Origin of the sequence: Nocardia sp. NPDC050793 (assembly GCF_040654065.1) — a bacterium.
In the GTDB taxonomy this organism is placed as follows: Bacteria; Actinomycetota; Actinomycetes; order Mycobacteriales; family Mycobacteriaceae; genus Nocardia.
On the sequence record NZ_JBFAHG010000001.1, the window covers coordinates 763,270 to 789,478 of the forward strand.

The window sequence follows — 26,209 nt, forward strand, 5'->3', positions numbered from 1 at the left end:
TAGTGCACTACCTGACATCGCTTCGATTCGAACGAGCGAAGACGCGCGGATCATCGTCCGTCCGGCGGGGACTCGGTCCACTTCGCCACCCATGTCTCGTTCTGCTCGGCGATCAGCGTTTCACAGTCGTCGACAAAGGCCGTCCATCGGTGCTCGTCGACGGGTGATCCCTCCGCCCGCCACTCGTACAGCAGCTGTCCGAGTCGCCGTGCGGTCGCGGAATAGCTCATCACCAGAAACTCGTATCGTCGGCCTGCCAGGTGCCCGGCGACCCCGGCGCCCAGCGTGGTCAAAACCGCGACCCATGGTGCGAGGAGGGTAGCCGAGGCGGTTCGGCCCGAGGCGGTCGAGGTGCCCGCCAGTACGGCGGCGATGGCGGCCACGACGGTGGCGGCCAAACCGAACAGCAAGGCTGCGCCGCGCAGCCGCCGCGCGCGTGCGGTGTACTCGCGCGCCCAACGCAGGTAGTAGTCCGTGATCGAGCCCTGCACCCGTTCACGCACGTACTCCTCGGGGATCAGCAGTGGTGGCGCGCCAGAGCCTGGGAAGTGGGCGCCGCTTCTCGCCGCGTCCGAGTGCTCGTCTGGCAGAAAAGGCAGCAGATCGTCCCCGGTCGCCTCGATCTCGCCAACCGCCCGGTGCAACCGGAGCAGGGCATCGTCGCCTCGGAAGGGGCCTGCTCCGGCCCGAAATCGGAAGATCACCTGTTTGATGTCTTCCGCGACAGCGCGGGTGCGGGTCCATCGGCGAAACTCAGCGGGGGAGAGAAATCGCGCCCCGAGAAACGTCGCCAGTGCAAGACAGATCGCACCGACGGTTGCCACCGCGAGCTGCGGCGGGCCCGAAGTTCGCAATACGGTCGCGGTCATCGCCGTGGCGATCGCACCCGCTCCGCCGAGGCAGAGAACCGCGACGCGGGCGCGGTCGACACGCCGCTTCGCCGCATCGGCGGCGCGAGCCCAACGCACCCGCGTCGCCCAGAGTGCTGCGATGACCTTGTCCTCGTCGCTGCCAGGGCCCACCTCTCGTATTGTCGCCTGTCGCAACAACGCCGTCCGGAGAATCGGCGACCGAGGTTGTCGACAGCGGCCTTCGGCTCGGCTCTCCCTCGCCTACCCCGCCCGCTTGCCGCCGCGTCCCGTCTCCCAGCCGGTGAGCATGCGGAAGGCCAGCACCGCGCCCCACGGACCGATGACCCAGACCGGCCACGGGTAGGTGAACTCGCCGACGCCGATCGAGATGGCGGCCCAGATGACCAGCACGAGGATGCTGACGCCGAGCCAGCTGCCGCCTTCGATGCGCTGCCACACCGGGATACGCGGGCGCGGGTTCGGTTGCGCGGCGGACTCTTTCGACAGCTTCGGCAGATCGGAGAGCACCATCTGCAAGTCATCGCGGGTGGCGGTGCCGTAGACGCGCGCGACCCGCTGGTCGTATTCGGCCAGGTCGATGCGGCCGTCGGCCATGTGCCTGCCGAGCAGCCGGACGACCTGGTCGCGCTCGGCGTCGGAGGCGCGGGTACCGGTCGAGATGTCCATGCCAGTTCCTATCGACGATTCCACCCTCCACAGTGGAACATTTAAAACAGCGTGCACCCTCCAATGTGGAATGTCAAGTCCGCATGGCGCGCGCCCTAGTGCCGTCGGGCATGCGCGGGCTCCGGACCGACTTCACCCGACAGCCCCACGCGCGTCGCGCGGCACGGCAAGATGGTTCGGGTGCCAGAGGCGGCATGCGAGCTTCGAGGAGGATTCGTGTCCGAAACCGTGCGCGGCGTCATCGCCCGAACCATCGGCGCTCCGGTCGAACTGGTCGACGTCGTCATCCCCGATCCCGGTCCGCACGATGTCGTCGTGCGGGTGCAGGCCTGCGGCGTCTGCCACACGGACCTGCACTACCGCGAGGGCGGCATCAACGACGAGTTCCCGTTCCTGCTCGGCCACGAGGCGGCCGGCGTGGTGGAAACGGTCGGCGCCGCGGTCACGCACGTGGCCCCGGGCGATTTCGTGGTGCTGAACTGGCGCGCCGTCTGCGGCGAATGCCGCGCCTGCAAGCGCGGACGCCCTTGGTACTGCTTCGCGAGCGACAACGCGAGCAAGAAGATGACCCTCACCGACGGCACCGAACTCAGCCCGGCGCTCGGCATCGGCGCCTTCGCCGACAAGACGCTGGTGCACGAAAGACAGTGCACCAAGGTCGATCCCGAGGCCGACCCGGCCGTCGCCGGCCTGCTCGGCTGCGGCGTGATGGCAGGCATCGGCGCGGCCATGAACACCGGCAACGTCTCGCGCGGCGACACCGTCGCGGTGATCGGCTGCGGCGGGGTGGGCGACGCCGCCATCGCCGGCGCCCGGCTGGCCGGTGCGCGCACCATCATCGGGATCGACCGCGACCCCCGGAAACTGACCTGGGCCAAGGAGTTCGGCGCCACCCACACCGTCGACGCGAGCGCCGAGGACGTGGTCACCCGCATCCAGGAGCTGACCGACGGCTTCGGCGCCGACGTGGTGATCGACGCGGTCGGCCGCCCGGAGACCTGGAAGCAGGCCTTCTACGGCCGCGACCTGGCGGGCACCGTGGTGCTGGTCGGCGTCCCCACGCCCGACATGACGATCGAGATGCCGCTGATCGACCTGTTCTCCCGCGGCGGCGCGCTGAAGTCCTCCTGGTACGGCGACTGCCTGCCGGAGCGCGACTTCCCGATGCTGGTCGACCTGCACCGGCAGGGCAGGCTGCCGCTGGACCGTTTCGTCACCGAGCGGATCGAACTCGACGAAGTGGAGCGGGCCTTCACCGCCATGCACGCGGGCGAGGTGCTGCGCTCGGTGGTGGTCTGGTGAACGCGCGCATCGACCGGGTGGTCACCTCGGGGACCTTCTCCCTCGACGGCGGGACATGGGCGGTCGACAACAACGTCTGGCTCATCGGCGACGACCGCGAGGTGCTGGTGGTGGACGCGGCGCACGACGCCGACGCCATCGCGGACGCGGTCGGCGGGCGGCACGTCGTCGCGGTGCTGTGCACGCACGGCCACAACGACCACGTCACCGTCGCCCCGGAACTCGGCGATCGGTTCGACGCGCCCGTCCTGCTGCATCCCGCGGACGAGCCGCTGTGGCGGATGACCCACCCGGAGGCGGGCTACCGCTCGCTCGCCGACACCGCGCGGATCTCGGTGGCGGGCACCGAGATCGAGATACTGCACACGCCGGGACACTCGCCCGGCTCGGTCTGCCTGTACCTGCCGGAGCTGCACGCGCTGTGCACCGGCGACACGCTCTTCGCCGGCGGTCCCGGCACGACCGGCCGCTCCTACTCCGACTTCGGCGCCATCATCGATTCGATCCGGGACCGGCTGCTCACGCTGCCCGAGGAGACCACGGTGCACACCGGGCACGGCGATGGCACCACCATCGGCGCCGAGAAGCCGTCGCTGGCGGACTGGATCGCGCGCGGCCACTGAGTCGGCGCGGCGCGGCGCCGAAGCGTGCCGCTCGCCGATCAGAGAATGGCGACAGCCACGACCAGGCCGAGTGCGAAGTGGGCGGACGCCACCACCAGCACCTCGGTGGTGAAGCTCTCCGCATGCAACGCGGCGCCGATATCGATGCCGAGCACGCGTTCGACCACGCGCACCGAAATGACCTGGGCGACAATGCCGACCAGACCGAACACCAGCGAGGCGATCAGCCCCTCGGCCAGCTTGCCCCCGGACGAGTAGATGGCGAGCACGACGATGAATGCCATGCTGAGCATGCCTGCCGCCGTGACGATGATCGCGTTGGGCTTGCCCTCGGCCACCAGCCCGCGCAGGGCGCCCGGGGTGGTCAGGTCGATGGCATAGAAGCCGACGAGCATGAGCACGAGGCCGACCAGGGCGTAGAGGACGATCGCCCCTACGCCTTCGCCGAGCGCGCTCCAGTACCCCGGTTCGAGGGCGACTGCGGTCATCGTGGTCCTTCCGGATGTGTTCGGTGCTGATGCGGTGGTCGGTGGTGCTCGCGCACCGGTCTATTCGGTGGGTATGCGGTGCGGAACGAACGCCGCGCCGTCGTCGGTGATCAGTCCCGCGGTCTCCCTGATGCCGAGCCCCGCGGCGGTGTCGCCGACGATCCAAGCGCCGAGCACGGGCCGCATCTCGTCGAATTCCGGGAGCGGATCGAGCAACTGGTACACGAAACCCTCGGCGCCGTAGACGCCGCCGGTCGCGGTTTCCAAGCCCGCGCCGACGATGGTCATGTTGGCGCCCTCGCGGCCGAGCTTGGGTTTGCGGATGTACTCGGTGAGCTCGTTGGGCTGATCGAGGTAGGCGGGCAGCAGGTTCGGGTGCCCGGGATACATCTCCCACAGGATCGCCAGGATCGCCTTGTTGCTGAGCAGCGTCTTCCACAGCGGCTCGATCCACATGGTCTGCGGCAGGCTCTGCACGACGCGCTTGCCGAAATCGTCGTCGAGCACCCACTCCCACGGGTAGAGCTTGAAGATCGATTCGATCGGCGCCTCGGCCAGATCGACGAAACGCTCCAGCTCCGTGTCGAATCCGATTTCCTCGATGGGCAGCGCGATGGTCTCGAAGCCCGCCTCCGCGGCGGTCTCCTGCATGTAGGCCGTGGTGACGTTGTCCTCGCCGGTGGCGTCGGCCGAGGACCACGTGAAATGCAACTGCGCTGAAGGCAATTCGTCGCGCAGCACGCCCCAGCGCTCGACCAGCTTCTCGTGCAGGGAGTTCCACTGGTCGTCGTCGGGGTACAGCGCGGTCAGCCAGTGCCACTGCACGATCGCCGCCTCCAGCAGCGAGGTGGGCGTATCGGCGTTGTACTCCAGCAGTTTCGCCGGGCGGCGCGCGTCGTAGCGCAGGTCGAAGCGGCCGTAGACGTGCGGGTCGCCGCGCCGCCAGGATTCGGCGATCGGCTCCCAACTCCATTCCGGCAGACCGAAATCCCGGAACCGCTCGGTGAGCACGACGCGTTCGACGGCGTTCAGGCACATCGAGTGCAGCAGTTCGACATCGGCCTCGAGCGCGAGGATCTCCGGCATGTCGAATTCGTAGTGCACCGACTCGTCCCAGTACGGGCGCGGCTGACCGCTCGCGTCACGGCCGGGCGCGCCGTAGACCAGCCCCTGCCCCTCGATGATCCGCTGCCAGTCCTGGCGCGATGTTCCGCGGACGCGACGCATCAGGAACCACCGCCGCCGGTGCTCTTACTACCGAGCCCACCGCGCTGAATGGTCGTGCCGGACTTCGTGGTGATCTGGGCGCCTTTGGGTTTCAGCGTCGAGCCGCCGATGGGCGGCTTGCCGACGGTGTTGCTGCCGCCGTAGTAGTAGCGGTACTGCGGACCGCCGCCGTAGATGATGATCGGGCCCCCGTAGCTGTGCGAGCCGCCGCCGTTGCTGTCGTCGACGAAACCCGCCTGGCCCGGCTGGCAGTACTTGTCCTCGACGACGATCTCCTGGCCGTTCTCGGTCCGCACGCAGTAGGCGGTGACCTCGTCCGGCGCGGTGAGCGCCCGGTAAGCCAGGTATCCGCCGCCGACGAGTCCGGCGACGCCCACGATGGCGACACCGCCGATCAGCACCCGTTTGCGGGTGCGCTTCTTGGCGTCGGCCGCCGCCTGCGCTGCGCGCTGCGCCTCGTCGGCGCGCTTGCGGGCCTTGTCCCTGGCTCGCGCCTCGGCCACGGTCGGCGGGCGCGGCTGGGTGACGCCGGGTTCCTGTCGCTGAATGCTGCCCGGCCGCGGGCCGGGTGGCGGCGGTGGTTCCTGCGGGCTCGGTAGGTCCGGCGGCTCGGGCACGTTGAGCTCGGGGGTGGCCCACTCCGGCTCCGGGGTGGGCTCGTCAGGACGCCGTTGTTCCCCGTCGCCCGGATTCTGCGTGCTCATCGCTCCCTCCCCATGGCCTTCGGACCAACCACTAACGCTCCTCGAATCCGATCGAATCTCCCCGCGAGGGCTCCCAGCTTTCCACAACCAAGGTCACCCGGCCAGGTGTATCGCTCGATCGCAGCAGTTCCAGCAAACGCTCGCACGCCGCGCGGCTGCCCTCCGCGATCACGTGCACCCGGCCGTCGCTGGTGTTGCGCGCGGACCCGACCAGGCCGAGTTCCAGTGCGCGCGCCCGCGTCCACCAGCGGAAACCGACACCCTGCACCGTGCCGTGCACCCAGGCGGCGAGCCGGACCCGATCGGTGGACGCGGCACCGCGCGGAGTTTCACTCACGCCTGCACCTCGCTGACGCTCGGCTCCGGCGTGTGCGAGGCACGCTGGCACATGATTCGCTCACTGCGTTCGCTCATGCCTGCACCTCGCTGACGCTCGGCTCCGGCGTGTGCGAGGCACGCTGGCACATGATTCGCTCACCCGATCAGCATGCCGTACCAGCCGCCGCGCGAGGCGCAGGGGGCCGGACGTGGCGAGCGCCCCGCAGCGCGATTCGCAGCAGGGCGCTCGAGACGTCGTCGGGGTGTGTCCACGCCGCCGCCACACGCGAACAGCGGACCGCGACCTCCCCTCAGGAGTCGATATCGAACGAGAGGGTGACCTTGCTGCCCGCCTTCAGCGTGCGGCCGACGGTGCACACCTTGTCGATGGCGCGCTGCACGGTGACGAGCAGCCGCTCGCGCGCCTGCTCGTCCAGTTCGCTCAGGTCGAGCTCGAAAACCTCGTCGAGCTGGGGGTAGACCTCGTTCTCCCGGTCGGCGTCGCCGGAGACGTGGATGGTCGCGTCGAAGTTGTCGCCCAGCTTGCGCGAGAGCGGGAAGTCCGCGCTCAGTCCCGAGCACGCGGCGAGCGCGATCTTCAGCAGCTCGCCCGGCGTGAACACACCCGGCACACCTTGCGATCCGATCAGCACCTCGGCGCCGCGGGAGCTGCGGCCCGTGTAGGCGCGGGTGCCGGTGCGCTCGACCCAGAGGGTGGTCGGCTCGGCGGCGGTCGATGCCGTGGTGGCGGTCGCAGGGGCAACGGTCGGTTCAGCCATGGGTTCGATCCTGCCATCTTCGTCGGGAACGGCTCACGCCTGCCAACGCCGCGCGAACGGACGCCATTCCTGGCTGCGACCCCGGCCACACTCCGGTCAGCCCCGCCGGACGCGGTTCGTCCGCGCCGGGACATGCGGTCAGACTTGGAAGCGGTACCCCATGCCGGCCTCGGTCAGCAGGTGCCGCGGCTGCGAAGGATCGTCCTCCAGCTTGCGCCGCAGCTGCGCGAGATAGACCCGCAGATAATGGGTTTCGGTCGCGTAGGACGGACCCCAGACCTCGCGCAGCAGTTCCTTGCGGCCCACGAGTTTGCCCTTGTTGCGGACCAGCATCTCGAGCATCCCCCACTCGGTCGGGGTGAGATGGACGGGTTCGCCGCTCTTGGTGACCTTCTTGGCGGCCAGGTCGACGGTGAAGGAATCGGTCACCACCACCGGATCGGACGTCTCGCCGTCGGTCGCGCCGCGGCGCACGGCGGCGCGCAGCCGGGCCAGCAGTTCGTCCATGCCGAACGGCTTGGTGACGTAGTCGTCGGCGCCCGCGTCGAGCGCCTCCACTTTGTCGGTGGAATCGGTGCGCGCCGAGAGCACGATGACCGGCGCGCTGGTCCAGCCGCGCAGTCCGCCCAGCACCTCGATGCCGTCCATGTCCGGCAGTCCGAGGTCGAGAATCACCACGTCGGGGTGCTTGTCCGCGGCCGCGCGCAGTGCCGCTGTTCCGGTGCCCGCGGTGATCACTTCGTATCCGCGCACCGACAGGTTGATGCGCAGCGCACGCACGATCTGCGGTTCGTCGTCGACCACGAGCACTTTGATCGACGGAGCTTGCGCCGTCCCAGCCTCCGGCCTGTCCTCACTCACCGCGAATCTCCTTGCGGCCCCGCCTGTTTCGACACCTTCCACCGCCCTCGTCATTCGTGCGCGCCCCCGGCCCGCGCCGAGTCCTCAGTGTTCCTGCCATCTTCCCCCGCGCCGACCTGCTCTCCCGAAGCCGCGCCGGACGACGCGCGCTCAGTCCCGGAGGCGGTGGCGTGCCACCCGCCCACCGACGCGCGATCACGAGTTCGCTCCAACGCCTGGCTTGCCTGGCCCCCACCGCTCGCCGCGCCGCCCGGGGTGGGGCCGGCGGTCGATACTTCTGACACCGCACCTCCCCCGTCCACGGCGACGGCCGAATCCGCGGCGGGCAGGTCGACCAGCATCGTCAGTCCGCCGCCCGGCGTGGGTTCGGCGTGTACGACGCCACCCATCGCCTCGACGAAACCGCGCACCACCGAGAGACCGAGCCCGACGCCGGTGGTGTTGTCGCGGTCGCCCAGCCGCTGGAACGGCTCGAAGAGCTGCTCCTCCGTGCCGGGCGGCACGCCGGGCCCACGGTCCACCACCGCGATCGCGACGTGATCGCCGTCGCGTTCGGCGGTCACCCGCACGGGAGTTTCGGGCGGCGAGTGGCGCAAGGCGTTGTCGATCAGGTTGGCCAGCACCCGCTCCAGCAGACCGGCGTCGGCCAGCGCCGACACCTCGCCGACGACCACCTCCACCCGATTCATCGCCGCGCGCCGCAGTCCGCGCGCCCCCATCCCGACGCTCACCAAGGCGCGATGCACCACCTCGTCCATGTACACCCGCCGCAGCTGCGGGCTCACCACGCCGACGGCCAGTCGCGAGGAGTCGAGCAGGTTGCCCACCAGTGCGGTCAGCTGGTCCACCGATTCCTCGATGGTCTCCAGCAACTCGGTGGTGTCCTCCGGGCCGAACTCGATGTCGTCGCTGCGCAGACTCGACACCGCGGCTTTGGCGCCCGCCAGCGGCGTCCGCAGATCGTGGCTCACCGCCGAGAGCAGAGCGCGGCGCAATCGGTCGGCCTCCAGCAGCGCTGCCGCGGCGCTCGCCTCCTCGGCGAGCTTCGCCTGGCGCACCAGTCCCGCCGCCTGGTTGGTCACCGCGTTGAGCACCGGCAGGTCAGCCGCGTCGAGCAGGTGCCCGGCCAGCAACAGCAGGCTGGTGCCGTCTCCCGCCTCGATGACGGTGTCGGCCGCGCTCGGCCGCTCCGGCGGTTCCACACCGACCTGTGCGACGACGGTCCCCGTGCACACCAAGCTCACCGCCCGCAGCCCGAACGTCTCACGCACCTGATCGAGCAGATCGGTCAGATCGGCGCCGTGCAATACCGCACCGGCGAACACGGTCAACAGCTCTGCCTCGCGAGACGCCTTGCGCGCCTGTCTCGTTCGCTTGGCGGCGACGTCCACCAGCGCGGCCACCGCGAGCGCGACGAACAGCATCACCACCACGGTGACGAAGTTGTCCGGTTCCGCGATGGTCAGGCTGTAGCGCGGATCGGTGAAGAACCAGTTCAGCAGCAGTCCCGACAGCAGCGCCGAGAACGCGGCGGGCAGCACGCCGCCGAGCAGCGCGACCGCGACGACCCCGATGAAGAACACCGCGCTCAGGCCACCCAGCTGGAGGGGGTCGTCGAGCACGGCGGCACTGAGCACGCACACCAGCACCGGGACCAGGATGGCGGCGGGCCAGGCGAGCACCGGCTGGCGCGGCACCAGCCCGCGCCAGCGCACGCCCCGATGGGCCTCCTCGTGGGTGACCATGTGTACGTCGATCTTCCCGGAGCGCTGCACGACGGCCGACCCGATGCCCTCGTCGAAGATGCGCGCCCAGCGGGAACGCCGCGAGGTGCCGAGCACCAGCTGGGTCGCGTTCACCTCGCGGGCGAAGTCCAGCAGCGTGCCTGGCACGTCGTCACCGGTGACGGTGTGCAGCGAGGCGCCCAGACTGGCGGCGAGTTCGCGCAGCCGAGCGAGCCGCTCGGTCGACACGCCCGCCAGCCCGTCACCGCGCACCACGTGCACGACGACGAGATCGGCGCTGGATTTCGTCGCGATCCGGCTCGCCCGGCGCACGATCGTCTCCGACTCCGGCCCGCCGGTCACCGCGACCACCACGCGTTCGCGCGCTTCCCACAGCTCGGTGATGTGGTGGTCGGCGCGGTATTTCGCCAGCGCGGCGTCGACCTGGTCGGCCAGCCACAGCAGCGCGAGTTCGCGCAGCGCGGTCAGATTGCCGGGCCGGAAGTAGTTGCGCAGCGCGGCGTCCACCTTGTCGGCCGCGTAGACGTTGCCGTGGGAAAGCCTGCGCCGCAACGCTTCCGGTGTGATGTCCACCAGTTCGACCTGTTCCGCGCCGCGCACGACGGCGTCCGGCACCGTCTCGCGCTGCTGGATTCCGGTGATCCGCTCGACGACGTCGTTGAGGCTCTCCAGGTGCTGGACGTTCATCGTCGAGATGACGTCGATCCCCGCGTCGAGCAGCTCCTCGATGTCCTGCCAGCGCTTCTGATTGTCGCTGCCCGGCGTGTTGGTGTGCGCGAGTTCGTCCACCAGCACGACCGCGGGCGCGCGCCGCAGCACCGCGTCCACATCCAGTTCCGGGAACCGCGCACCGCGATACTCGACGATCTTCGGCGGTATCCGCTCGATACCCGCCAGCAACTCCTCGGTCTTGGCTCGGCCGTGCGTCTCCACCACCGCCGCCACCACGTCGCGGCCACGCTCCAGCCGCCGGTGGGCCTCGCCGAGCATGGCGTAGGTCTTGCCGACGCCGGGCGCCGCACCGAGGTAGATCCGTAGTCGACCGCGCTTCACGTGTCCATCATCGCGCGTTCGAGCATCCATTCGGCGAATCCCTCTGATCAGGCGGCGCGCTGCACCGGCCCTCACACATCGACGGTCCACGCGGCGTCCCGCGGCCGGACGCGCCGGCCCCCGACGGTCACCCGCCGCGGCCGGACCTCCTCTCCGCGCAGCGCGAACCCCCGGATAACCAGCGCGCAGCACACGAAGCCGAGCAGCAGCGCGACGGTGACGGTCGACATGTCGATCCTCTCCACAGAACGAGCAGGGCACCGGTTGCGCTGGATGCTCCGCCTAGCCGGCCACTACACGAATACCGCCGCCATCACCGTTCACCGCGGATCTTTACGGTCTATTGACACCCCCGGCTCGGGTCTTGACGCCATCCTTCTGGTCGATGCCGAACCCCGACGGCTTGCCTCAGCGCCGCCGTCCCGCGCTCCGGAGGGCGGCACGGTAGGCGATCCAGCGGCCGGTGGAGCGGGCTGAGGCGCAGATGAGCACAGTGCCGAAAAAGAGGAAACCGACAACGGAGGGCCCCAAGGAATCGGCGTTCTTCGTGACGATGGCCGCACCGATACCGAAGGTAGCCAGCAGCACGGCGATAGCCGAAGAGACGATCGTCAGGACGCGGCCGACCTGGGTGGCCATGAACAGCAGCAGTCCGGAACCGCCCGACAGCACCGTGACGATGCCGACGACCGCGAGCGCGACGAACGATTCCGCCGCACCATTGGAATGGGTCCTGATCATTTCGATTGTCTCGATCCCGCCCAAGACGAAGAGGGCGCCACTGAGCAACCCGATCAGCGTCATGAGCAGTCCCGCGACCACCGCGGCGGCCTTCGACGGGGCCCGGCCGTGCGGTCCGGCCCCGCCCGGCCAGTGATAACCGCCTGCGGCAACCAGCGGATTCGGCGGGTGCGGCCCGGCCATCGGGACCGGCCCACCGGGCGTCGGCCATGCCGCGGGATCGACCCACTGCTCCGGTCGCCGATCCGCGGCCGGCTCGACCGGGTGTACCTTCGACAACGTCGGCGCCGCGGGCATCGCGACATGCCTGCCCTCGAGCGCATCCCGAAACGCGGTCGTGAATTCCGAACAGCTGCCGAACCGTCCGTCACGCTGCTTGGCCATGGCGCGCGCCAGGACGGCGTCCGCGGCGGGCGGCAGATCCGGGCGCGTGGCGGTGAGCCGCGGCACCGGCTTCGAGAGATGGCCCATGACGACCTGGCCGGGGTTGGTCGCCGCATAGGGCGGATGTCCGGCGAGGATGGCGAACAGCGTGCAGGCCAAGGAGTACTGGTCGCTGCGCTCGTCGACCACCTCGCCCGACAGCTGCTCTGGCGATCCGTAGGCGATGGTGGCGGTGAAGGTGCCGGTGGCGGTGAGTTTGGTGTTGGCGTCGGTGAGCCGGGCGATACCGAAATCGGTGAGTACCGAATGTGATTCGCGGCCCGCGGCGGCGTCGGCGAAGAGAATGTTGGCAGGTTTGACGTCACGGTGCAGCACAGCCCGGCTGTGCGCGTAGTCGAGCGCCGCCGCCGTCTCCCCGATCAGCCGGGCAGTCGTCGTCACCGGCTGCGCTCGACCATCCCACACCGAGGCGTCCGTGCCGCGAACGTACTGCATCGCGATCCACAGATGTCCCTGCTCCGCACCGCGATCGAACACCCCGACGATCCCCGGATGCTCCAGCCGCGCAACGACATCGGCCTCCAGCTCGAACCGCCGAGCCAGCTCCGGATCAGTGGACACCTGCTGGTTCAACAGCTTCAACGCGACACTGCGTGGCAACCGCGGATGCCGAGCCAGATATACGGTCCCCATTCCGCCCTGTCCGAGCACCCCTTCGAGCTGATATCCGGCAAAGTCGGCCCCCACCCCTAACACGCCCGCTCCTTCCGCACGACTCCGAACACCGAGACGCTACCGCACCTTTTGCTCCGGCTCGCCGCGGAACAGGCGCGGTCGCGCCGATTCGCCACGGGCTGACCCGTCGAAGTGATGTGTGTGGCAGGGCGCGGACCCGCGCGTGTGCGACCTGCGAGCAACCCGCCCCGTTAACGGACCGTCAAAGCCGCGCCGCGCGGCGCCAAGAACCCGTCAAGGAAGCGGTCACGGCGGCAAACTGGCGCTGTACTCGCTGTGCGCTCCGCATCCTGGGAGCCGCAAGGAGGTCTGGAAGTCATGTCTGTCGTGGTGTTCACGGCGCTCACGGTCGCGGTGTTCGCACTGCTGGGTCTGGTGCAGCGAGGGGTGGAGAAGCTGTGACCGCGAACCTGATCGGTCTCGCGCTCGCCGTCCTCGTCGCCGTCTACATGGTCGCGGCCCTGCTGTTTCCCGAGAGGTTCTAGGTGAACACGACAACCGCGGGGATCGCTTTCGTGGCGGCCCTGATCCTCGCGCTGGCCCTGGTGCACGTCCCGCTGGGCGACTATATGTACCGGGTCTACGCCAGCGCCAGGCACTCCCGCGCGGAGCGCCTGATCTACCGTGCCATCGGCGCGGAACCCGAGGTCGAACAGACCTGGGGCGTCTACGCCCGCAGCGTGCTCGCGTTCTCGGCGGTCGGCATCTTCTTCCTGTTCTTCTTCCAATTGATCCAGGACAAGCTGCCGCTGCATCTGAACGATCCCGCCACCGAGATGACCCCGGCGCTCGCCTGGAACACGGCGGTCAGTTTCGTGACGAATACCAACTGGCAGAACTACTCCGGCGAGTCCACCCAGGGGCACCTGGTGCAGATGGCCGGGCTCGCCGTGCAGAACTTCGTCTCGGCGGCCGTCGGCATGGCGGTCGCGATCGCGCTGGTGCGCGGCTTCGCTCGCAAGCACACCGGCGAGCTCGGCAACTTCTGGGTCGACCTGGTGCGCGGAACGCTGCGCATCCTGCTGCCGATCGCGTTCGTGTTCGCGATCGTGCTCGTCGCGGGCGGCGTGATCCAGAACTTCCAGCTCCACGACCAGGTCGCCGAGACCGTCGCGGGCGCGCAGCAGACGATCACCGGCGGCCCGATCGCGAGCCAGGAGGTCATCAAGGAACTCGGCACCAACGGCGGCGGCTTCTACAACGCCAACTCGGCGCACCCCTTCGAGAATCCGACGACCTGGACGAACTGGATCGAGATCTTCCTGATCCTGGTCATCGCCTTCTCGCTGCCGCGCACCTTCGGCCGTATGGTGGGCAGCCCCAAGCAGGGCTACGCGATCGTGGCCGTCATGGGCACCATCGCCCTGACCAGCATCGCGCTGACCAACCTCTTTCAGCTGCAGCACCACGGAACCGTGCCGACGGCCATCGGCGCCGCCACCGAGGGCGTGGAAACCCGCTTCGGCGTGTCGAATTCGGCCACCTTCGCGGCATCGACGACGCTCACCTCCACCGGCGCCGTGGACTCGTTCCACGATTCCTACACCAGCCTCGGCGGCATGATGACGATGTTCGACATGCAGCTCGGCGAGGTCGCGCCGGGCGGCGTCGGCTCCGGCCTGTACGGCATGCTGATCCTCGCGGTGATCACCGTCTTCGTCGCCGGTCTGATGGTCGGACGCACGCCGGAGTACCTGGGCAAGAAGATCACGCCGCGCGAAATCAAGCTGGCCGCTTCGTATTTCCTCATCAGCCCGCTGCTGGTGCTGACGTTCACCGCGATCGCCATAGCGCTGCCCGGGCAACGCGCGAGCATGCTGAACGGCGGACCGCACGGCCTGTCGGAGGTGCTGTACGCGTTCACCTCCGCCGCCAACAACAACGGCTCGGCGTTCGCGGGTCTCACCGGCAATACCGAGTGGTACAACACCGCGCTCGGTCTCGCCATGGTGCTCGGACGGTTTCTGCCGATCGTCTTCGTGCTCGCGCTGGCCGGATCACTCGCCGAACAGGGCGTCACGCCCGCGTCGATCGGCACGCTGCCGACCCATCGCCCGCAGTTCGTCGGGCTGGTGGTCGGCGTGACCGTGATCCTGGTCGCGCTCACCTTCCTGCCCGCGCTCGCGCTCGGGCCGCTCGCCGAGGGAATCCACTGACATGATCGGTACCGCAACAGAACCGGCTACCCGGCCCGAATCCACGCCGGAACACCACGACCACAAGGTCTCGCGCGGGGTGCTCGACCCCGCGCTGCTGCTGACCTCGCTGCCCGACGCCGTGCGCAAGCTGGATCCGCGCACGCTGTGGCGCAATCCGGTGATGCTGATCGTGGAGATCGGCGCCGTCTGGTCGACCGTGCTCGCGATCGCCGATCCGAGCGTGTTCGCCTGGGCCATCGTGGTGTGGCTCTGGCTCACCGTGCTGTTCGCCAACCTCGCCGAGGCGGTCGCCGAGGGCCGCGGCAAGGCCCAAGCCGACACCCTGCGCAAGGCCAAGACCGACACGGTGGCGCGTCGCCTCGTCGACTGGTCGCCCGGCGCGCGGGTGGTCGAAGAGCTGGTCGCCGCACCGGAACTGCGTCGCGGCGACCACGTGGTGGTCGAGGCGGGGCAGGTCATCCCCGGCGACGGTGACGTCGTGGAAGGCATCGCCTCGGTGGACGAATCGGCCATCACCGGCGAATCCGCCCCGGTCATCCGGGAATCCGGCGGCGACCGCTCCGCGGTGACCGGCGGCACCACCGTGCTCTCGGACCGGATCGTCGTGCGCGTCACCCAGGAACCGGGACAGAGTTTCATCGACAAGATGATCGCCCTGGTCGAGGGCGCGAGCAGGCAGAAGACGCCGAACGAGATCGCGCTGAACATTCTGCTCGCCGCGCTCACGATCATCTTCGTTTTCGCCGTCGTCACCTTGCAGCCGCTGGCCATCTTCTCGAAGGCGAACAACCCCGGCGTGCCCGACACGACGGCGCTGAACGCCGACGGCATCACCGGGATCGTCATGGTCGCGCTGCTCGTCTGCCTGATCCCGACCACCATCGGCGCGCTGCTGTCGGCGATCGGCATCGCGGGCATGGATCGGCTGGTGCAGCGCAATGTGCTGGCCATGTCGGGCCGGGCGGTCGAGGCCGCCGGCGATGTGAACACGCTGCTGCTCGACAAGACCGGAACGATCACGCTCGGCAACCGGCAGGCCTCGGAATTCCTTCCGATGCCCGGCATTTCGGCCGATGCGCTGGCCGACGCCGCGCAGCTGTCCAGCCTGGCGGACGAAACGCCGGAAGGCCGCTCGATCGTGGTGTACGCCAAGCAGGCCTACGGCAAGCGCGAGCGCACCCCCGGCGAGCTGACCGGCGCGACCTGGGTGGAATTCACCGCGCAGACCCGCATGTCGGGCGTCGACCTCGCCGACGGTCATCAGCTGCGCAAGGGCGCGGCGAGCGCGGTGACCGAATGGGTGCGTGGCAAGGGCGGTTCGGTGCCCGACGAGGTCGGCGTCACCGTGGACGGAATCTCCGCCTCCGGCGGCACTCCCCTGGTCGTCGGCGAGATCAACGACGGCGTCGCCCGGCTGCTCGGCGTGATCCACCTGAAAGACGTGGTGAAGCACGGCATGCGGGAGCGCTTCGACGAGATGCGCAGGATGGGCATCCGCACCGTCATGATCACCGGCGACAATCCGTTGACCGCCAAGGCGATCGCCGACGAGGCGGGCGTCGACGACTTCCTCGCCGAGGCGACTCCCGAGGACAAGCTCGCCCTGATCAAGAAGGAACAGGACGGCGGGCGGCTGGTCGCCATGACCGGCGACGGCACCAACGACGCGCCCGCACTGGCCCAGGCCGATGTCGGCGTGGCGATGAACACCGGCACCTCCGCGGCCAAAGAAGCCGGCAACATGGTCGATCTCGACTCCGACCCGACCAAACTCATCGAGATCGTGGAGATCGGCAAGCAACTGCTCATCACCAGGGGCGCGCTGACCACATTCTCCATCGCCAACGACATCGCCAAGTACTTCGCCATCATCCCGGCGCTGTTCGTCGGGCTATATCCCAGCCTGGACCTGATCGACATCATGCGGCTGGCCAGTCCGCAGTCGGCGATCCTGTCCGCGGTGATCTTCAACGCGATCGTCATCGTGGCGCTGATCCCGCTGGCGCTGCGCGGCGTGCGCTACCGCCCGTCGCACGCGTCGAAACTGTTGAGCCGCAACCTGACCGTCTACGGTCTCGGCGGCATCGTCGCGCCGTTCCTCGGGATCAAGCTCATCGATCTCGTCGTCCACCTCCTCCCCGGGATGTCCTGATATGCGTATGTCCACTTGGATCCGTCAACATCTGGCCGCGCTACGCGCCCTGCTGGTGCTGACCGCGATCACCGGAATCGTCTATCCGCTGGCAGTTTTCGCGATCGGCCAGCTGCCGGGCCTGAACGAGAAGGCCGACGGGTCGCTGATCGAGTCGGACGGAAAGGTGGTTGGCAGCAGTCTGATCGGCCAGTCCTTCACCGACTCCGACGGCGCCGCGCTGGCGCAGTACTTCCAGAGCCGCCCATCCGCCGCGGGCGACGGCTACGACCCGTTGTCCACCGCGGCGAGCAATCTGGGACCCGAGGACATCGTGGACCGGAACGTCTTCGACCCCGAGGGGCGCGCGAGTCTGCTGACCGCCGTGTGCACGCGAAGCAAGGAGATCGGCGACCGCGAGGGGGTCGATGGTTCCCGCCCGTTCTGCACGAAAGACGGTGTCGGCGCGGTGCTCTCGGTGATCGGTCCGCGCGATGCCGACGGCGAGATCTCGCGTCCGGTGCAGGTGATCAGCGTGAACCAGGCGTGCCCGGCCGAACCGTTCCTCGACGTCTATCTCGGGGTGCGGGTCCAGTGCGCCGAACCGGGCGTGGACTACTCGATCGGCCGTCTCGTGCCGATCCGCGGCGACGCCCCCGCCGATCCGGTCGTCCCCGCCGACGCGGTCACCGCAAGCGGCAGCGGCCTCGATCCGCACATCTCCCCCGCCTACGCGGATATCCAGGTGCCGCGGATCGCCAAGGAGCGCAACGTTTCCGAGGCGGAGGTGCGCGAGCTGGTCGGGACGCACACCGAGGGCAGAACCCTCGGAATTCTCGGGGAGCCACGGGTCAACGTGGTCGAGCTGAATCTCGACCTGGACCGCACCCATCCCCTCCGCGGCTGAGCTTCGGCTTCACCTTCATCGAGGACAGCCCCGCGCCTGCGCGCCGGGGCTGTCCTCTTTTCGGCGTCCGCTGGCCGCCAGTGCGGTCAAGCGGGCGAAATACCCTGCGTCACACCGCGGTCCGTGCAGTCAGGTCGTCCAGCAGGATCATGACCTCGCCTTCTCGCTTGACGACCTCGGTGAGCTGGATCTTCAGGCCGAGCACCTCGGCGTCGGCGATCGCGTCCGCCGGTTCGTGCTCGAGGCGACGCCACTCCCCGGTGGCTGTCACGGCGCCGAGCACCAGTTCTTTCTCGCCCTGATCGCCGCCGAGGCGGGCGGACACCCGGATCGACGCGTGCGGCGAACGCACCCACAGGTTCAGTACCGCCAGCTTCCCCGCGATCGAGAAGGATTGTCCCGGCTTCGCCACGAGCTCGATCTCGAGATCGGCGGCCGCCCCACGGACCAGTAGCACGAGCGCGCGGTGGTCCGCACCCGCGACGCCGTCCGCGTAGACGCCGGGCGTCTTGCTCGGCGCGCCCTCCGCGAACGTGGTGAGGTGCGTCTTGCTCGCCCCGCTCCCCGCGAGATCCCACTTGTCCTTGTTCTCGAAGTCGTCAAGCAGCACCTCGACCGATGCGTCCGACATCCCCGCTGTCCCTTCTCCGCGCATCCCGCCGGACACCCTCCGGCCCCACCATGAACCCTACAAGCCACCGAGCGGTCCTGCCTGCGCGGCGCGGTGTCACCGGACGCGGGCGGCTGTCGGCGCGGAGACGGCGCCCGAACGCGGTGCCCCGAGTTCGTCTGACCGGCCGAGCTGACAGACTGTCCGGTCGGTTTGTCGGTGGTCTCGGCCAGGATGGGGACATGACGGAACTATCGCTACGCGAGCTGAACCGGACTCTGCTGCTGCGCCAGAAGCTGGCGGAGCGGGTGGATCTGACGCCGTTCGAGCTCGTCAAGCATCTCGTCGCGGTGCAGGGGCAGGAACCGAATTGGCCCTACATCGGCCTCTGGACGCGCCTGGCCGGGTTCCGGCACGACGATCTCGCCGCCCTGCTGCGCGATCGGAAGCTGGTGCGCTCGACCATGATTCGCCGCACCGTGCACCTGGCCGACAGCGCCGACTTCCGCTGGCTGCGCCCGACCGTGCAGCCGGTGGTCGACGCGGCGCTCAAGGCCGCGTACTACCGCGACGAGATCGAAGGCATCGAACTGGCCGAACTCGCCGCGGCGGGCCGCGCCATGCTGGCCGGAAAACAGTTGAGCCGCGGCGATTTCGGCGCATTACTGGCCGAGCGGTTCCCGGACCGGCACGTCCGCAGACTCGCCGAGACCGTCGAACTGCTCGTCCCGCTGGTGCACGGCGCGGACACCGGCGCGTGGGGCCGGTGGCGCAATCGCTACGTCACCGTCAGTCTCGCCGAGGAATGGATCGGCGCGCCGATGGCCGCGCCCGATCCCGCCGAGCTCATCCGGCGCTACCTCGCCGCCTTCGGCCCGGCGACCGTCGCGGACATGCAGGCATGGGCCGGCATCACCCGGCTCGCCGAAGTGGTCGACGAAATGCGTTCGGAGCTGGTGGTTTTCACCGACGACCGGCACCGGGTGCTGTTCGACCTGCCGGACGCGCCGCTGGCCGACCCGGATCTCGACGTCCCGGTGCGCTTCCTGCCCGCCTTCGACAACGCGCTGCTCGGCCACAAGGACCGCCGCCGGGTGATCAGCGACGAGGATCGCCAGCGCACGGCGAAGGAGGCCTCCGGCGGTGTCCCGATGTATCTCGTCGACGGTTTCGTGCACGGCCGCTGGGCGCTGGAGGACGACATCGTGCGCATCACGCCATGGCATCCACTCTCGGCCGCGGACGAGGCAGCACTGCGCGCCGAGGCCGTGCGTCTGCTGGCCTTCGCGACACCCGACGGACACGGAAAAATTTTCGTCGAGGGCGGGTAGAAATTCGAAAGAATCGCCGACGACCCGCGTGTATTCGAAAAGAGACTATCGGTCCGGTAACAGTACGAAGAAGATTACTGGCAACCGATTGGTTTGAGCCGGGGCAAACGAGGTACAACCCCTTCGGCCTCCCCTGATCACGTTCCACTGTGACAGGCCAACCAAGCCCCATGGACGGCGGTGAAGTTTCTCGCTCCACCTCCGCCGGCGGCGGCCACCACGTTAGGCACCCGGCGCATCGGTGTGCTGGGTGAATGCGAGTGCAATGGTTGTGTCCCTGGAAGGAGGGTCATGAGCGCAGTGTTCTCGGCGCCGGTTTCGGCGCAGCGTGTGGCTTCGGATCTTCTGTCGATCGATCACCCCGGTACCCGTTTCCGCATTGCCATGGTTGTTCCGCCGTATTTCGATGTGCCGCCGAAGGCTTACGGCGGCGTCGAGGCGGTAGTCGCCGATCTGGTCGATTCGCTGGTAACGCGTGGGCACGATGTGACGTTGTTCGGCGCCGGCGAGCCGGGTACCAAGGCTCGCTTCGTCCCGCTCTGGGAGCGGGCGCTGCCCGAACGGCTCGGCGAGCCGTTCCCCGAGGTCATGCACGCGCTGAAGGTACGAAAGGCGATCGAGCGCCACCACGCCACCTACGGCCTGGATCTGGTGCACGACCACACCTTCGCCGGCCCTCTCAACTCACCGGCGTACTACGGCCTCGGCCTGCCCACCGTGGTGACCGTGCACGGGCCGGTGCAGGACGACTGCTACCAGTACTACCGGGCGCTCGGCGACGAAGTGTCGCTCGTCGCGATCAGCGACCGCCAGCGCGTCCTCGCCCCGGATCTGCACTGGGCCGGGCGGGTGCACAACGCGATCAACGTGGCGGACTGGCCATTTCAGACCGAGAAGGAGGATTACGCGCTCTTCCTCGGCCGATTCAACGAATGCAAAGCGCCGCACCTCGCGCTCGAAGCGGCGCACTCCGTGGGAATTCCACTCATCCTCGCCGGCAAGTGCAGCGAACCACCTGAGCTGGCGTACTTCGAAGAGAAGGTGCGCCCGCTGCTCACCGATCGGGATCACGTCTTCGGGATGGCCGACGCCAAGGCCAAACGCAAGCTGCTCGCCGGTGCGCGCTGCCTGCTGTTCCCGATCCGCTGGGAGGAACCCTTCGGCATGGTGATGATCGAATCGATGGTGTGCGGCACCCCGGTGGTCGCGCTGCGCGGCGGTGCGGTCGAGGAGGTGGTCGTCGACGGCGTCACCGGTCGCATCTGCGACGATCCCGCCGAACTGACCGCGGCGATCGGCGAAGTGCAGAGCATGGATCCGGCGGCGTGCCGTGCCCATGTCGAGGCGAACTTCGGTTCCGACGGCCTCGGCCGCGGCTACGAGCAGGTCTATTGGAAGCTCCTGCGGCCGAGGAACCGAGTCGCGACCCGGCTGCCCGAGGCGCCGCCGAACGTAGCGGTCGCGAGCAGGCTCGCGTGACAGGAGCATCCGCCGCGAGCGGCCCGACGCCGCTCAACTCGGGTGAACCAACGGGCTTCGGCGGAGCCGGGTCGGTGACGCTCGTGGAAGGTGGCACCTTCTGCCTGTCGAACCGGCTCGGTGACGTCGAGCCCGGCCGCCCACACGGGCTGTTCTTCCGTGACGCGCGCGTTCTTTCACGGTGGGAACTGCTCGTCGACGGCAGACCGCCGGAACCGCTGTCGGTCCTGAGCCCCGAGGCGTTCATCGCGCGCTTCGTCATGCGCAGACCCCCGCATGCCGGGCTGGCCGACAGCACCTTGCTGGTGGTCCGCGAACGCATCGTCGCCGACGGCATGCACGAGCTGCTCACGCTGGAGAACATGGGCCGCGAACCCACCGCGGTGACCCTGGAGCTGCACGTCGATGCGGATTTCGTCGATCTGTTCGCGGTCAAGGAAGGACGCGCGGGGCACGTGCGCGCGGACGTGACCGTCACCGAAAGCGAACTGCTGCTGCACGATCGCTCGGACCGGATGCGCGGCATCACGATCTCGGCCACCGTGGAACCCACCGTCCTGCCCGGCGCGCTGGTGTGGCGAGTCGTCGTTCCGGTCGGCGGCAAGTGGCAGACCGAGGTCATCGCGCAGCCGACGCTGGGCAACCAGCAGGTGCAGATGCCGATCACGCCGGGCGAGCACGTCGGCTTCAGCGCGCCCTGCCGCAAGATCGCCGCGTGGCGCGACACCGCCACCGACATCTCCTCGGCGGACCCGGTGCTCACCCAGGTGCTTCGCCGCACCGAAAGCGACTTGGGCGCCTTGCAGATCCACGACGACACCGGCGGAAGCAGGCCGTTCGTCGCGGCGGGTGCGCCGTGGTTCATGACGCTGTTCGGGCGCGACAGCCTGCTCACGGCGTGGATGGCGCTGCCGCTCGCCGTCGACCTCGCCCTCGGCACGCTGCAACAACTGGCCGAACTGCAAGGGCAGGAAGTGAATCCGCTCACCGAGGAGGAGCCGGGGCGGATCATGCACGAGATGCGGCGCGGTCCCTCGGGCGGCCAAGTGCTCGGCGGCAACATCTACTTCGGAACCGCGGACGCCACACCGCTGTTCGTGATGCTGCTCGCCGAATGCCATCGGTGGGGCGCGGATCCACAGGCGATCGAGGAATTGCTCCCCGCCGCAGACGCGGCACTGGAGTGGATCACCGAGTACGGCGACCGCGACGGCGACGGTTTCGTCGAGTACCGCCGCGCCACCGACCGCGGCCTGATCAACCAGGGCTGGAAGGACAGCTTCGACGGAATCAACGACGCGGGAGGGCATCTCGCCGAGGCGCCGGTCGCGCTGTGCGAGGTGCAGGGCTACGTGCACGCGGCCCTGCTCGCCAGGGCGGAGCTGGCCGATGCCTTCGACGAGCAGCGCCTGGCCGCGCGCCTGCGCGAGCGGGCGGCCGAACTGCGCGGCAAGTTCACCGAACAGTTCTGGATGCCGGACCGCGGCTGGTACGCGGTCGCTTTGGACGGCACCAAGCGGCACGTCGACGCGCTGACCAGCAATGCGGCGCACTGTCTCTGGGCGGGTATCGCCAGCGACGAGCACGCCGAGGAACTGGTGCGTCAGCTGGCCAAGGAGGAGATGGACACCGGATTCGGGTTGCGCACACTGGCGGCCAACATGGGCGCCTACAACCCGATGAGCTATCACTGCGGCTCGGTGTGGCCGCACGACACCGCGATCGCCGTGGCCGGGCTGCTGCGCTACGAGCACGTACCGGGCGCGACGAAGCTGGCGACCCGGCTGGCCACCGGATTGCTGGACGCGGCAGCGGCTTTCGACGGGCGCCTGCCCGAGCTGTTCTGCGGCTTCCCGCGCTCCCGGTTCGCCGTCCCGGTGCCCTACCCCACGTCCTGTTCGCCGCAGGCGTGGGCGAGCGCCGCACCGCTGTTACTGGTGCGGGCCTTCCTCGGGCTGAATCCCGATGTGCCCCAAAGGACGCTGACCGTGCGGCCGCGGCTGCCCCATGTCTGGGGCAGGGTGACGCTCACCGCGCTGCGACTCGGCGACATCAGCGTCGATCTGGAAGCGGAAGGAAACCAGGTGCTCTCGGCTCGACTGCCCGACGATTGGCAGCTGGTCACTCTATGAAACGCTCGCGATAACCGCCCGCGCACGGGAATCGGGCACCCTGCGCCGACGTGGGCTGGAGGTGCACGATGCAGACATCGCTGGACAAGCGCGACCTGTGGAGCACTCAGCACAGAGACTGCGGGATCGAGCCAACGGACCTGAACCTGGACCTAGCGCTGTTCCTGCGCAGCGTCCACGCCGGGCACGGACCCGACTGTCGCCAGTACCTGGCCGCCGCGGCCTACTGTTTCGGCCACTCCGAGGCGCACTGACCGCCTGCGCGACCGCTCATGACGCCGGTGCGCAGCGACTTGGTTCGATGAGCTCGCTCGCACACGGCTCGTTGCCGTGCGCGCGCAGCACTTCCGCGCCCACGTTCGCGGTGAGGTAGTGCAGGAAGCTCGCCGCGAGCGAACCGCCGGGGAGATCGCCGTTGGCGTAGGCGTATTCGATGCCCCAGAAGGGATAGGAGCGATCGATCGCGGCCTGTCTGCCCGGCGCGACGCCGCCGAGCGTGACGACGCGCATCTCGGCCCTGCGGGCCTCGGAGAGCTCGCCGTAGCCGATCGCGCCGGGAAGGTCGTCGACGGCCTTGTGCATGTCCTTGGTGACCGGCACGTCGCAGTAGGTGCCCGCGGTGTCCTTGATGGCGGTGCAGCTGCGGTGCGGGCGAGCGGGTTGCTCACCGCCGAGCAGCGCCTTCTCGAAGATCACCCGGGTGCCGGATCCCGGCGCCCGATCGATGAGCACGACCGGCAGGTCCGGTCCGCCGACTTGTCGCCAGTTGGTGATCCGCCCCTGGTAGATGTCCCTGATCTGGGCGACGGTGAGATCGGTGATGCCGAGGCCCTTGTGCACGAAGACGGCGAACAAGGACACCGCGAGCGGACGTGGTTGCAGCGCTGGGTAACCCGGGCCCTTCGCGCCGTCGCTGAAGGCGAGGAGTTCGCCGGTCGGCCCGGATTCGGCCAACCGATCGAGACCTCGTTCGGTGCCTTGGAAGTCGAAGGCGAACTCGGCTCCGGTACAGCGCTTCTCGTACTGCGTCGCCGCGTCGCGGACGACCGGCTCGAACGCCGAGGAGCCGACCAGGGTGAGCTTGCCCGCGGCACAGTCCAACGGTGCAGGCGGCCGCAACGCGGCGACGACGAACTGCCCGATGATCACCAGCACCAGAAATGTGGTGAGCACCAGCATGACCCGCGAGATTCCGGTCTGGCTGCGCGTCGCGACGACGCGCCCGCCGCGAATCTCGCCGCGCAGCACCGGCTTGCGCTCCTCCTCGGTGCCACCGGCTTCGGATTGCTGCAGAATCGCCAGAATCTTGTAGTGATGCTTCCTGGTCAGCGGGACCTTCGGCAGATCGATGACGCCGATGTGCCCACCGGTGTCCTCCCTGACGGTGATACCCGAAGTGGGACCGAGGCTTTCGGCCAGGTCGGGATCGCTCAGCTCAGTCACCGCCATGCCGAGCACCCTGCGCCGCGGGAAGTGCAGGTGCAGGCCGATGCGCGCGGTGGGAGCCAGGTAGTCGGACGCCGTGATCGCGGTGTTGCCGCTGTTCTCGATGCGCACCAGCACCACCGACAGATCGCGCAGCTCGGGGCCGGAGTTCCCGGCGTTCGGGTGCAGGTTCCCCAGCACACCGGGGAACACCGATTCGATCTCGCCTGTGACGGGAGTGTCCATCTGCACGCGGTAGCCGAGCCGCCTGCGGCCCACGAAGACGAACTCCCACAGGAAGGCGCCGAGCGGTACCGCGATACCGATGAGCGCGAGCGCGGTGTCGAGCGAGAAGTCCCCCAACGGTTACCCCACCCCCAGGATGTCGATGTGGGCCTATTGTCCTGGGCGCGGACCCATTTCGCGGGCGCGGACGCCGAATGTTCGCCGACCGTTCACTGCCCGACCACCTCGGGAACGATCACGACGCGGTCCAAGCCAGCAGATCGTCCACCGGCCAGGTGTTGATCACCCGATCCGGGTCGACGCCGTTGGCGACGGCGCGTTCGCAACCGTAACCCTGCCAATCCAATTGGCCGGGGGCGTGCGCGTCGGTGTCGACGGAGAAGTGACACCCGATCTCCACCGCCAGCCGCAGCAACCGAGAGGGCGGGTCGAGACGCTCCGGTCGGGAGTTGATCTCCACCGCGGTGCCGTACTTCTTGCACGCCTCGAAGACCAGTTCGGCGTCGAAGGTCGATTCCGGCCGGTTACCGCGGACGCCTGCGACCAGTCGGCCGGTGCAGTGGCCGAGCACGTCCACATTCGGGTTCGCCACCGCGTAGACCATGCGCTTGGTCATGGTCGCGCTGTCCGCGCGCAGGTGCGAATGCACGCTGGCCACCACGATGTCCAGCTCGGCGAGCAGGTCGGCCTCCTGGTCGAGGGCGCCGTCGTCGAGTATGTCGACCTCGATGCCGGTGAGGATGCGAAACGGCGCGAAGCGCTCGTTCAGCTCGGCCACCACGTCGAGCTGGCGGCGCAGCCGCTCGGCGGACAGGCCGTTGGCGACCGTCAGACGCGGCGAATGATCGGTGAGCGCGCAGTATTCGTGTCCGAGCGCCGCGGCGACGCCCATCATCTCCTCGATCGGGCTGCCGCCGTCGGACCAGTTCGAATGGGTGTGCAGGTCGCCGCGGAGCCGTTGACGCAGCGGCTTGCCCGGCGCGCCGATGGGCTGCGCGGCGCGGCGCAGGTCGGCCAGATAGTCGGGGACCTGTCCCGCGCAGGCCTGCGTGATGACGGCGGCGGTCTTCGGGCCGATGCCGGACAGGTCCTGCCAGATGTCTCCCGCCTGGTACGCGGCGAGTTCGTCCGGCGAGAGTCCCGCCACCACCTCGGCGGCGCGGCGGTAGGCCTTGACCCGGTGGGTCTGTGCGCGCCCGCGCTCCAGCCAGAAGCCGATCTCGCGCAACGCTTCCACCGGACCGGGCGCGCCCGCCCCGTCCGGTTCGGCGATCCGATCGGCGTCGGTCAC

General features: G+C 68.9%; 25 protein-coding genes. 11 read left to right on the forward strand and 14 right to left on the reverse strand.

All coding sequences use genetic code 11. The features are described 5' to 3' along the window. Positions 1-50: 50 nt before the first annotated feature. Both AB0H50_RS03445 and AB0H50_RS03450 read right to left on the reverse strand, forming a co-directional pair. Positions 51-1,022, reverse strand: a complete 972-nt coding sequence (locus tag AB0H50_RS03445) for a DUF4231 domain-containing protein (RefSeq protein WP_357446036.1) — start codon at positions 1,020-1,022, stop codon at positions 51-53. A gap of 90 nt (positions 1,023-1,112) precedes the next feature. Continuing rightward, the gene (locus tag AB0H50_RS03450; protein ID WP_357446039.1) at positions 1,113-1,538 is read right to left on the reverse strand and encodes a DUF1707 domain-containing protein; all 426 of its coding nucleotides are present in this window, start codon (positions 1,536-1,538) and stop codon (positions 1,113-1,115) included. 216 nt (positions 1,539-1,754) lie between these two features. On the opposite strand from AB0H50_RS03450, the gene AB0H50_RS03455 reads away from it, so the two are divergent. Beyond that, entirely contained in the window at positions 1,755-2,840 is a 1,086-nt protein-coding gene (locus AB0H50_RS03455) for an S-(hydroxymethyl)mycothiol dehydrogenase (RefSeq protein ID WP_357446042.1), read from the forward strand. After that, positions 2,837-3,463: an MBL fold metallo-hydrolase gene (locus AB0H50_RS03460; RefSeq protein ID WP_357446045.1), complete on the forward strand. Its 627-nt coding sequence runs from the start codon at positions 2,837-2,839 to the stop codon at positions 3,461-3,463. The genes AB0H50_RS03455 and AB0H50_RS03460 overlap by 4 nt, the downstream gene beginning before the upstream one ends. Before the next feature lie 38 nt (positions 3,464-3,501). On the opposite strand, the gene AB0H50_RS03465 is transcribed toward AB0H50_RS03460, so the two are convergent. The 9 genes from AB0H50_RS03465 to AB0H50_RS03505 form a co-directional block, all read right to left on the reverse strand. Next, the gene (locus AB0H50_RS03465; protein WP_357446048.1) at positions 3,502-3,951 is read right to left on the reverse strand and encodes a DUF350 domain-containing protein; all 450 of its coding nucleotides are present in this window, start codon (positions 3,949-3,951) and stop codon (positions 3,502-3,504) included. 60 nt (positions 3,952-4,011) lie between these two features. After that, entirely contained in the window at positions 4,012-5,178 is a 1,167-nt protein-coding gene (locus AB0H50_RS03470) for a glutathionylspermidine synthase family protein (protein WP_357446051.1), read from the reverse strand. After that, positions 5,178-5,882 (reverse strand): hypothetical protein, encoded by a 705-nt coding sequence (locus AB0H50_RS03475; RefSeq protein ID WP_357446054.1) that lies wholly within the window; start codon positions 5,880-5,882, stop codon positions 5,178-5,180. The genes AB0H50_RS03470 and AB0H50_RS03475 overlap by 1 nt, the downstream gene beginning before the upstream one ends. A gap of 31 nt (positions 5,883-5,913) precedes the next feature. After that, positions 5,914-6,219 (reverse strand): acylphosphatase, encoded by a 306-nt coding sequence (locus tag AB0H50_RS03480; RefSeq protein ID WP_357446057.1) that lies wholly within the window; start codon positions 6,217-6,219, stop codon positions 5,914-5,916. Between the two features lie 292 nt (positions 6,220-6,511). After that, a complete protein-coding gene (locus tag AB0H50_RS03485) occupies positions 6,512-6,979 on the reverse strand; it encodes an OsmC family protein (RefSeq protein ID WP_357446060.1) in 468 nt (155 codons plus the stop codon). A 138-nt stretch (positions 6,980-7,117) separates the two neighbouring features. Next, positions 7,118-7,840: a response regulator gene (locus AB0H50_RS03490; RefSeq protein WP_357446063.1), complete on the reverse strand. Its 723-nt coding sequence runs from the start codon at positions 7,838-7,840 to the stop codon at positions 7,118-7,120. Positions 7,841-7,890: 50 nt separating this feature from the next. Beyond that, positions 7,891-10,638: a sensor histidine kinase KdpD gene (locus AB0H50_RS03495; protein ID WP_357446066.1), complete on the reverse strand. Its 2,748-nt coding sequence runs from the start codon at positions 10,636-10,638 to the stop codon at positions 7,891-7,893. Between the two features lie 71 nt (positions 10,639-10,709). After that, the gene (locus AB0H50_RS03500) at positions 10,710-10,868 is read right to left on the reverse strand and encodes a hypothetical protein (RefSeq protein ID WP_357446069.1); all 159 of its coding nucleotides are present in this window, start codon (positions 10,866-10,868) and stop codon (positions 10,710-10,712) included. A gap of 178 nt (positions 10,869-11,046) precedes the next feature. Continuing rightward, positions 11,047-12,519 carry a serine/threonine-protein kinase gene (locus AB0H50_RS03505; RefSeq protein WP_357446071.1) on the reverse strand — a complete coding sequence of 491 codons (1,473 nt, stop codon included), beginning with the start codon at positions 12,517-12,519 and terminating at the stop codon, positions 11,047-11,049. Between the two features lie 255 nt (positions 12,520-12,774). On the opposite strand from AB0H50_RS03505, the gene AB0H50_RS03510 reads away from it, so the two are divergent. From AB0H50_RS03510 to AB0H50_RS03530, 5 genes are read left to right on the forward strand one after another with little or no spacing between them, the layout of a single operon-like run. Beyond that, positions 12,775-12,900 carry a hypothetical protein gene (locus AB0H50_RS03510; protein WP_357446074.1) on the forward strand — a complete coding sequence of 42 codons (126 nt, stop codon included), beginning with the start codon at positions 12,775-12,777 and terminating at the stop codon, positions 12,898-12,900. After that, the gene (locus AB0H50_RS03515; RefSeq protein WP_067782076.1) at positions 12,897-12,983 is read left to right on the forward strand and encodes a potassium-transporting ATPase subunit F; all 87 of its coding nucleotides are present in this window, start codon (positions 12,897-12,899) and stop codon (positions 12,981-12,983) included. The genes AB0H50_RS03510 and AB0H50_RS03515 overlap by 4 nt, the downstream gene beginning before the upstream one ends. Then, positions 12,984-14,654 carry a potassium-transporting ATPase subunit KdpA gene (gene kdpA, locus AB0H50_RS03520; protein ID WP_357446077.1) on the forward strand — a complete coding sequence of 557 codons (1,671 nt, stop codon included), beginning with the start codon at positions 12,984-12,986 and terminating at the stop codon, positions 14,652-14,654. 1 nt (position 14,655) lies between these two features. Further along, on the forward strand, positions 14,656-16,809 hold the full coding sequence (kdpB, locus tag AB0H50_RS03525) for a potassium-transporting ATPase subunit KdpB (RefSeq protein WP_357446080.1): 2,154 nt from the start codon (positions 14,656-14,658) through the stop codon (positions 16,807-16,809). Between the two features lies 1 nt (position 16,810). Then, entirely contained in the window at positions 16,811-17,695 is an 885-nt protein-coding gene (locus AB0H50_RS03530; protein WP_357446083.1) for a potassium-transporting ATPase subunit C, read from the forward strand. Positions 17,696-17,804: 109 nt separating this feature from the next. Here the strand turns inward: AB0H50_RS03530 and AB0H50_RS03535 are convergent, their stop codons facing one another. Next, entirely contained in the window at positions 17,805-18,326 is a 522-nt protein-coding gene (locus AB0H50_RS03535; RefSeq protein WP_357446086.1) for a hypothetical protein, read from the reverse strand. A 221-nt stretch (positions 18,327-18,547) separates the two neighbouring features. Here AB0H50_RS03535 and AB0H50_RS03540 point away from each other — a divergent pair, with 221 nt between their 5' ends. The 4 genes from AB0H50_RS03540 to AB0H50_RS03555 all read left to right on the forward strand — a co-directional run bounded on the left by AB0H50_RS03540 (position 18,548) and on the right by AB0H50_RS03555 (position 23,501). Next, complete coding sequence (locus AB0H50_RS03540) at positions 18,548-19,636, forward strand: winged helix DNA-binding domain-containing protein (protein WP_357446089.1); 1,089 nt, start codon at positions 18,548-18,550, stop codon at positions 19,634-19,636. Between the two features lie 384 nt (positions 19,637-20,020). After that, entirely contained in the window at positions 20,021-21,115 is a 1,095-nt protein-coding gene (locus AB0H50_RS03545; protein ID WP_357447243.1) for a glycosyltransferase family 4 protein, read from the forward strand. A gap of 74 nt (positions 21,116-21,189) precedes the next feature. Then, positions 21,190-23,247, forward strand: a complete 2,058-nt coding sequence (locus AB0H50_RS03550; RefSeq protein ID WP_357447246.1) for a glycogen debranching N-terminal domain-containing protein — start codon at positions 21,190-21,192, stop codon at positions 23,245-23,247. Between the two features lie 68 nt (positions 23,248-23,315). Then, positions 23,316-23,501, forward strand: coding sequence for a hypothetical protein (locus tag AB0H50_RS03555; protein WP_357446092.1), 186 nt, complete (start codon positions 23,316-23,318; stop codon positions 23,499-23,501). Positions 23,502-23,517: 16 nt separating this feature from the next. Here the strand turns inward: AB0H50_RS03555 and AB0H50_RS03560 are convergent, their stop codons facing one another. Next, positions 23,518-25,035 carry a substrate-binding domain-containing protein gene (locus AB0H50_RS03560; RefSeq protein WP_357446095.1) on the reverse strand — a complete coding sequence of 506 codons (1,518 nt, stop codon included), beginning with the start codon at positions 25,033-25,035 and terminating at the stop codon, positions 23,518-23,520. 118 nt (positions 25,036-25,153) lie between these two features. Then, positions 25,154-26,209 carry a PHP domain-containing protein gene (locus tag AB0H50_RS03565; protein WP_357446097.1) on the reverse strand — a complete coding sequence of 352 codons (1,056 nt, stop codon included), beginning with the start codon at positions 26,207-26,209 and terminating at the stop codon, positions 25,154-25,156.

Coding starts and splice junctions, on each gene's coding strand:
- AB0H50_RS03450 (WP_357446039.1), bottom strand. CDS start 1,538: ATGGACATCTCGACCGGTACCCGCGCCTCCGACGCCGAGCGCGACCAG.
- AB0H50_RS03465 (WP_357446048.1), bottom strand. CDS start 3,951: ATGACCGCAGTCGCCCTCGAACCGGGGTACTGGAGCGCGCTCGGCGAA.
- AB0H50_RS03470 (WP_357446051.1), bottom strand. CDS start 5,178: ATGCGTCGCGTCCGCGGAACATCGCGCCAGGACTGGCAGCGGATCATC.
- AB0H50_RS03475 (WP_357446054.1), bottom strand. CDS start 5,882: ATGAGCACGCAGAATCCGGGCGACGGGGAACAACGGCGTCCTGACGAG.
- AB0H50_RS03485 (WP_357446060.1), bottom strand. CDS start 6,979: ATGGCTGAACCGACCGTTGCCCCTGCGACCGCCACCACGGCATCGACC.
- AB0H50_RS03500 (WP_357446069.1), bottom strand. CDS start 10,868: ATGTCGACCGTCACCGTCGCGCTGCTGCTCGGCTTCGTGTGCTGCGCG.
- kdpB (WP_357446080.1), top strand. CDS start 14,656: ATGATCGGTACCGCAACAGAACCGGCTACCCGGCCCGAATCCACGCCG.
- AB0H50_RS03530 (WP_357446083.1), top strand. CDS start 16,811: ATGCGTATGTCCACTTGGATCCGTCAACATCTGGCCGCGCTACGCGCC.
- AB0H50_RS03535 (WP_357446086.1), bottom strand. CDS start 18,326: ATGTCGGACGCATCGGTCGAGGTGCTGCTTGACGACTTCGAGAACAAG.
- AB0H50_RS03540 (WP_357446089.1), top strand. CDS start 18,548: ATGACGGAACTATCGCTACGCGAGCTGAACCGGACTCTGCTGCTGCGC.
- AB0H50_RS03545 (WP_357447243.1), top strand. CDS start 20,021: ATGGTTGTTCCGCCGTATTTCGATGTGCCGCCGAAGGCTTACGGCGGC.
- AB0H50_RS03555 (WP_357446092.1), top strand. CDS start 23,316: ATGCAGACATCGCTGGACAAGCGCGACCTGTGGAGCACTCAGCACAGA.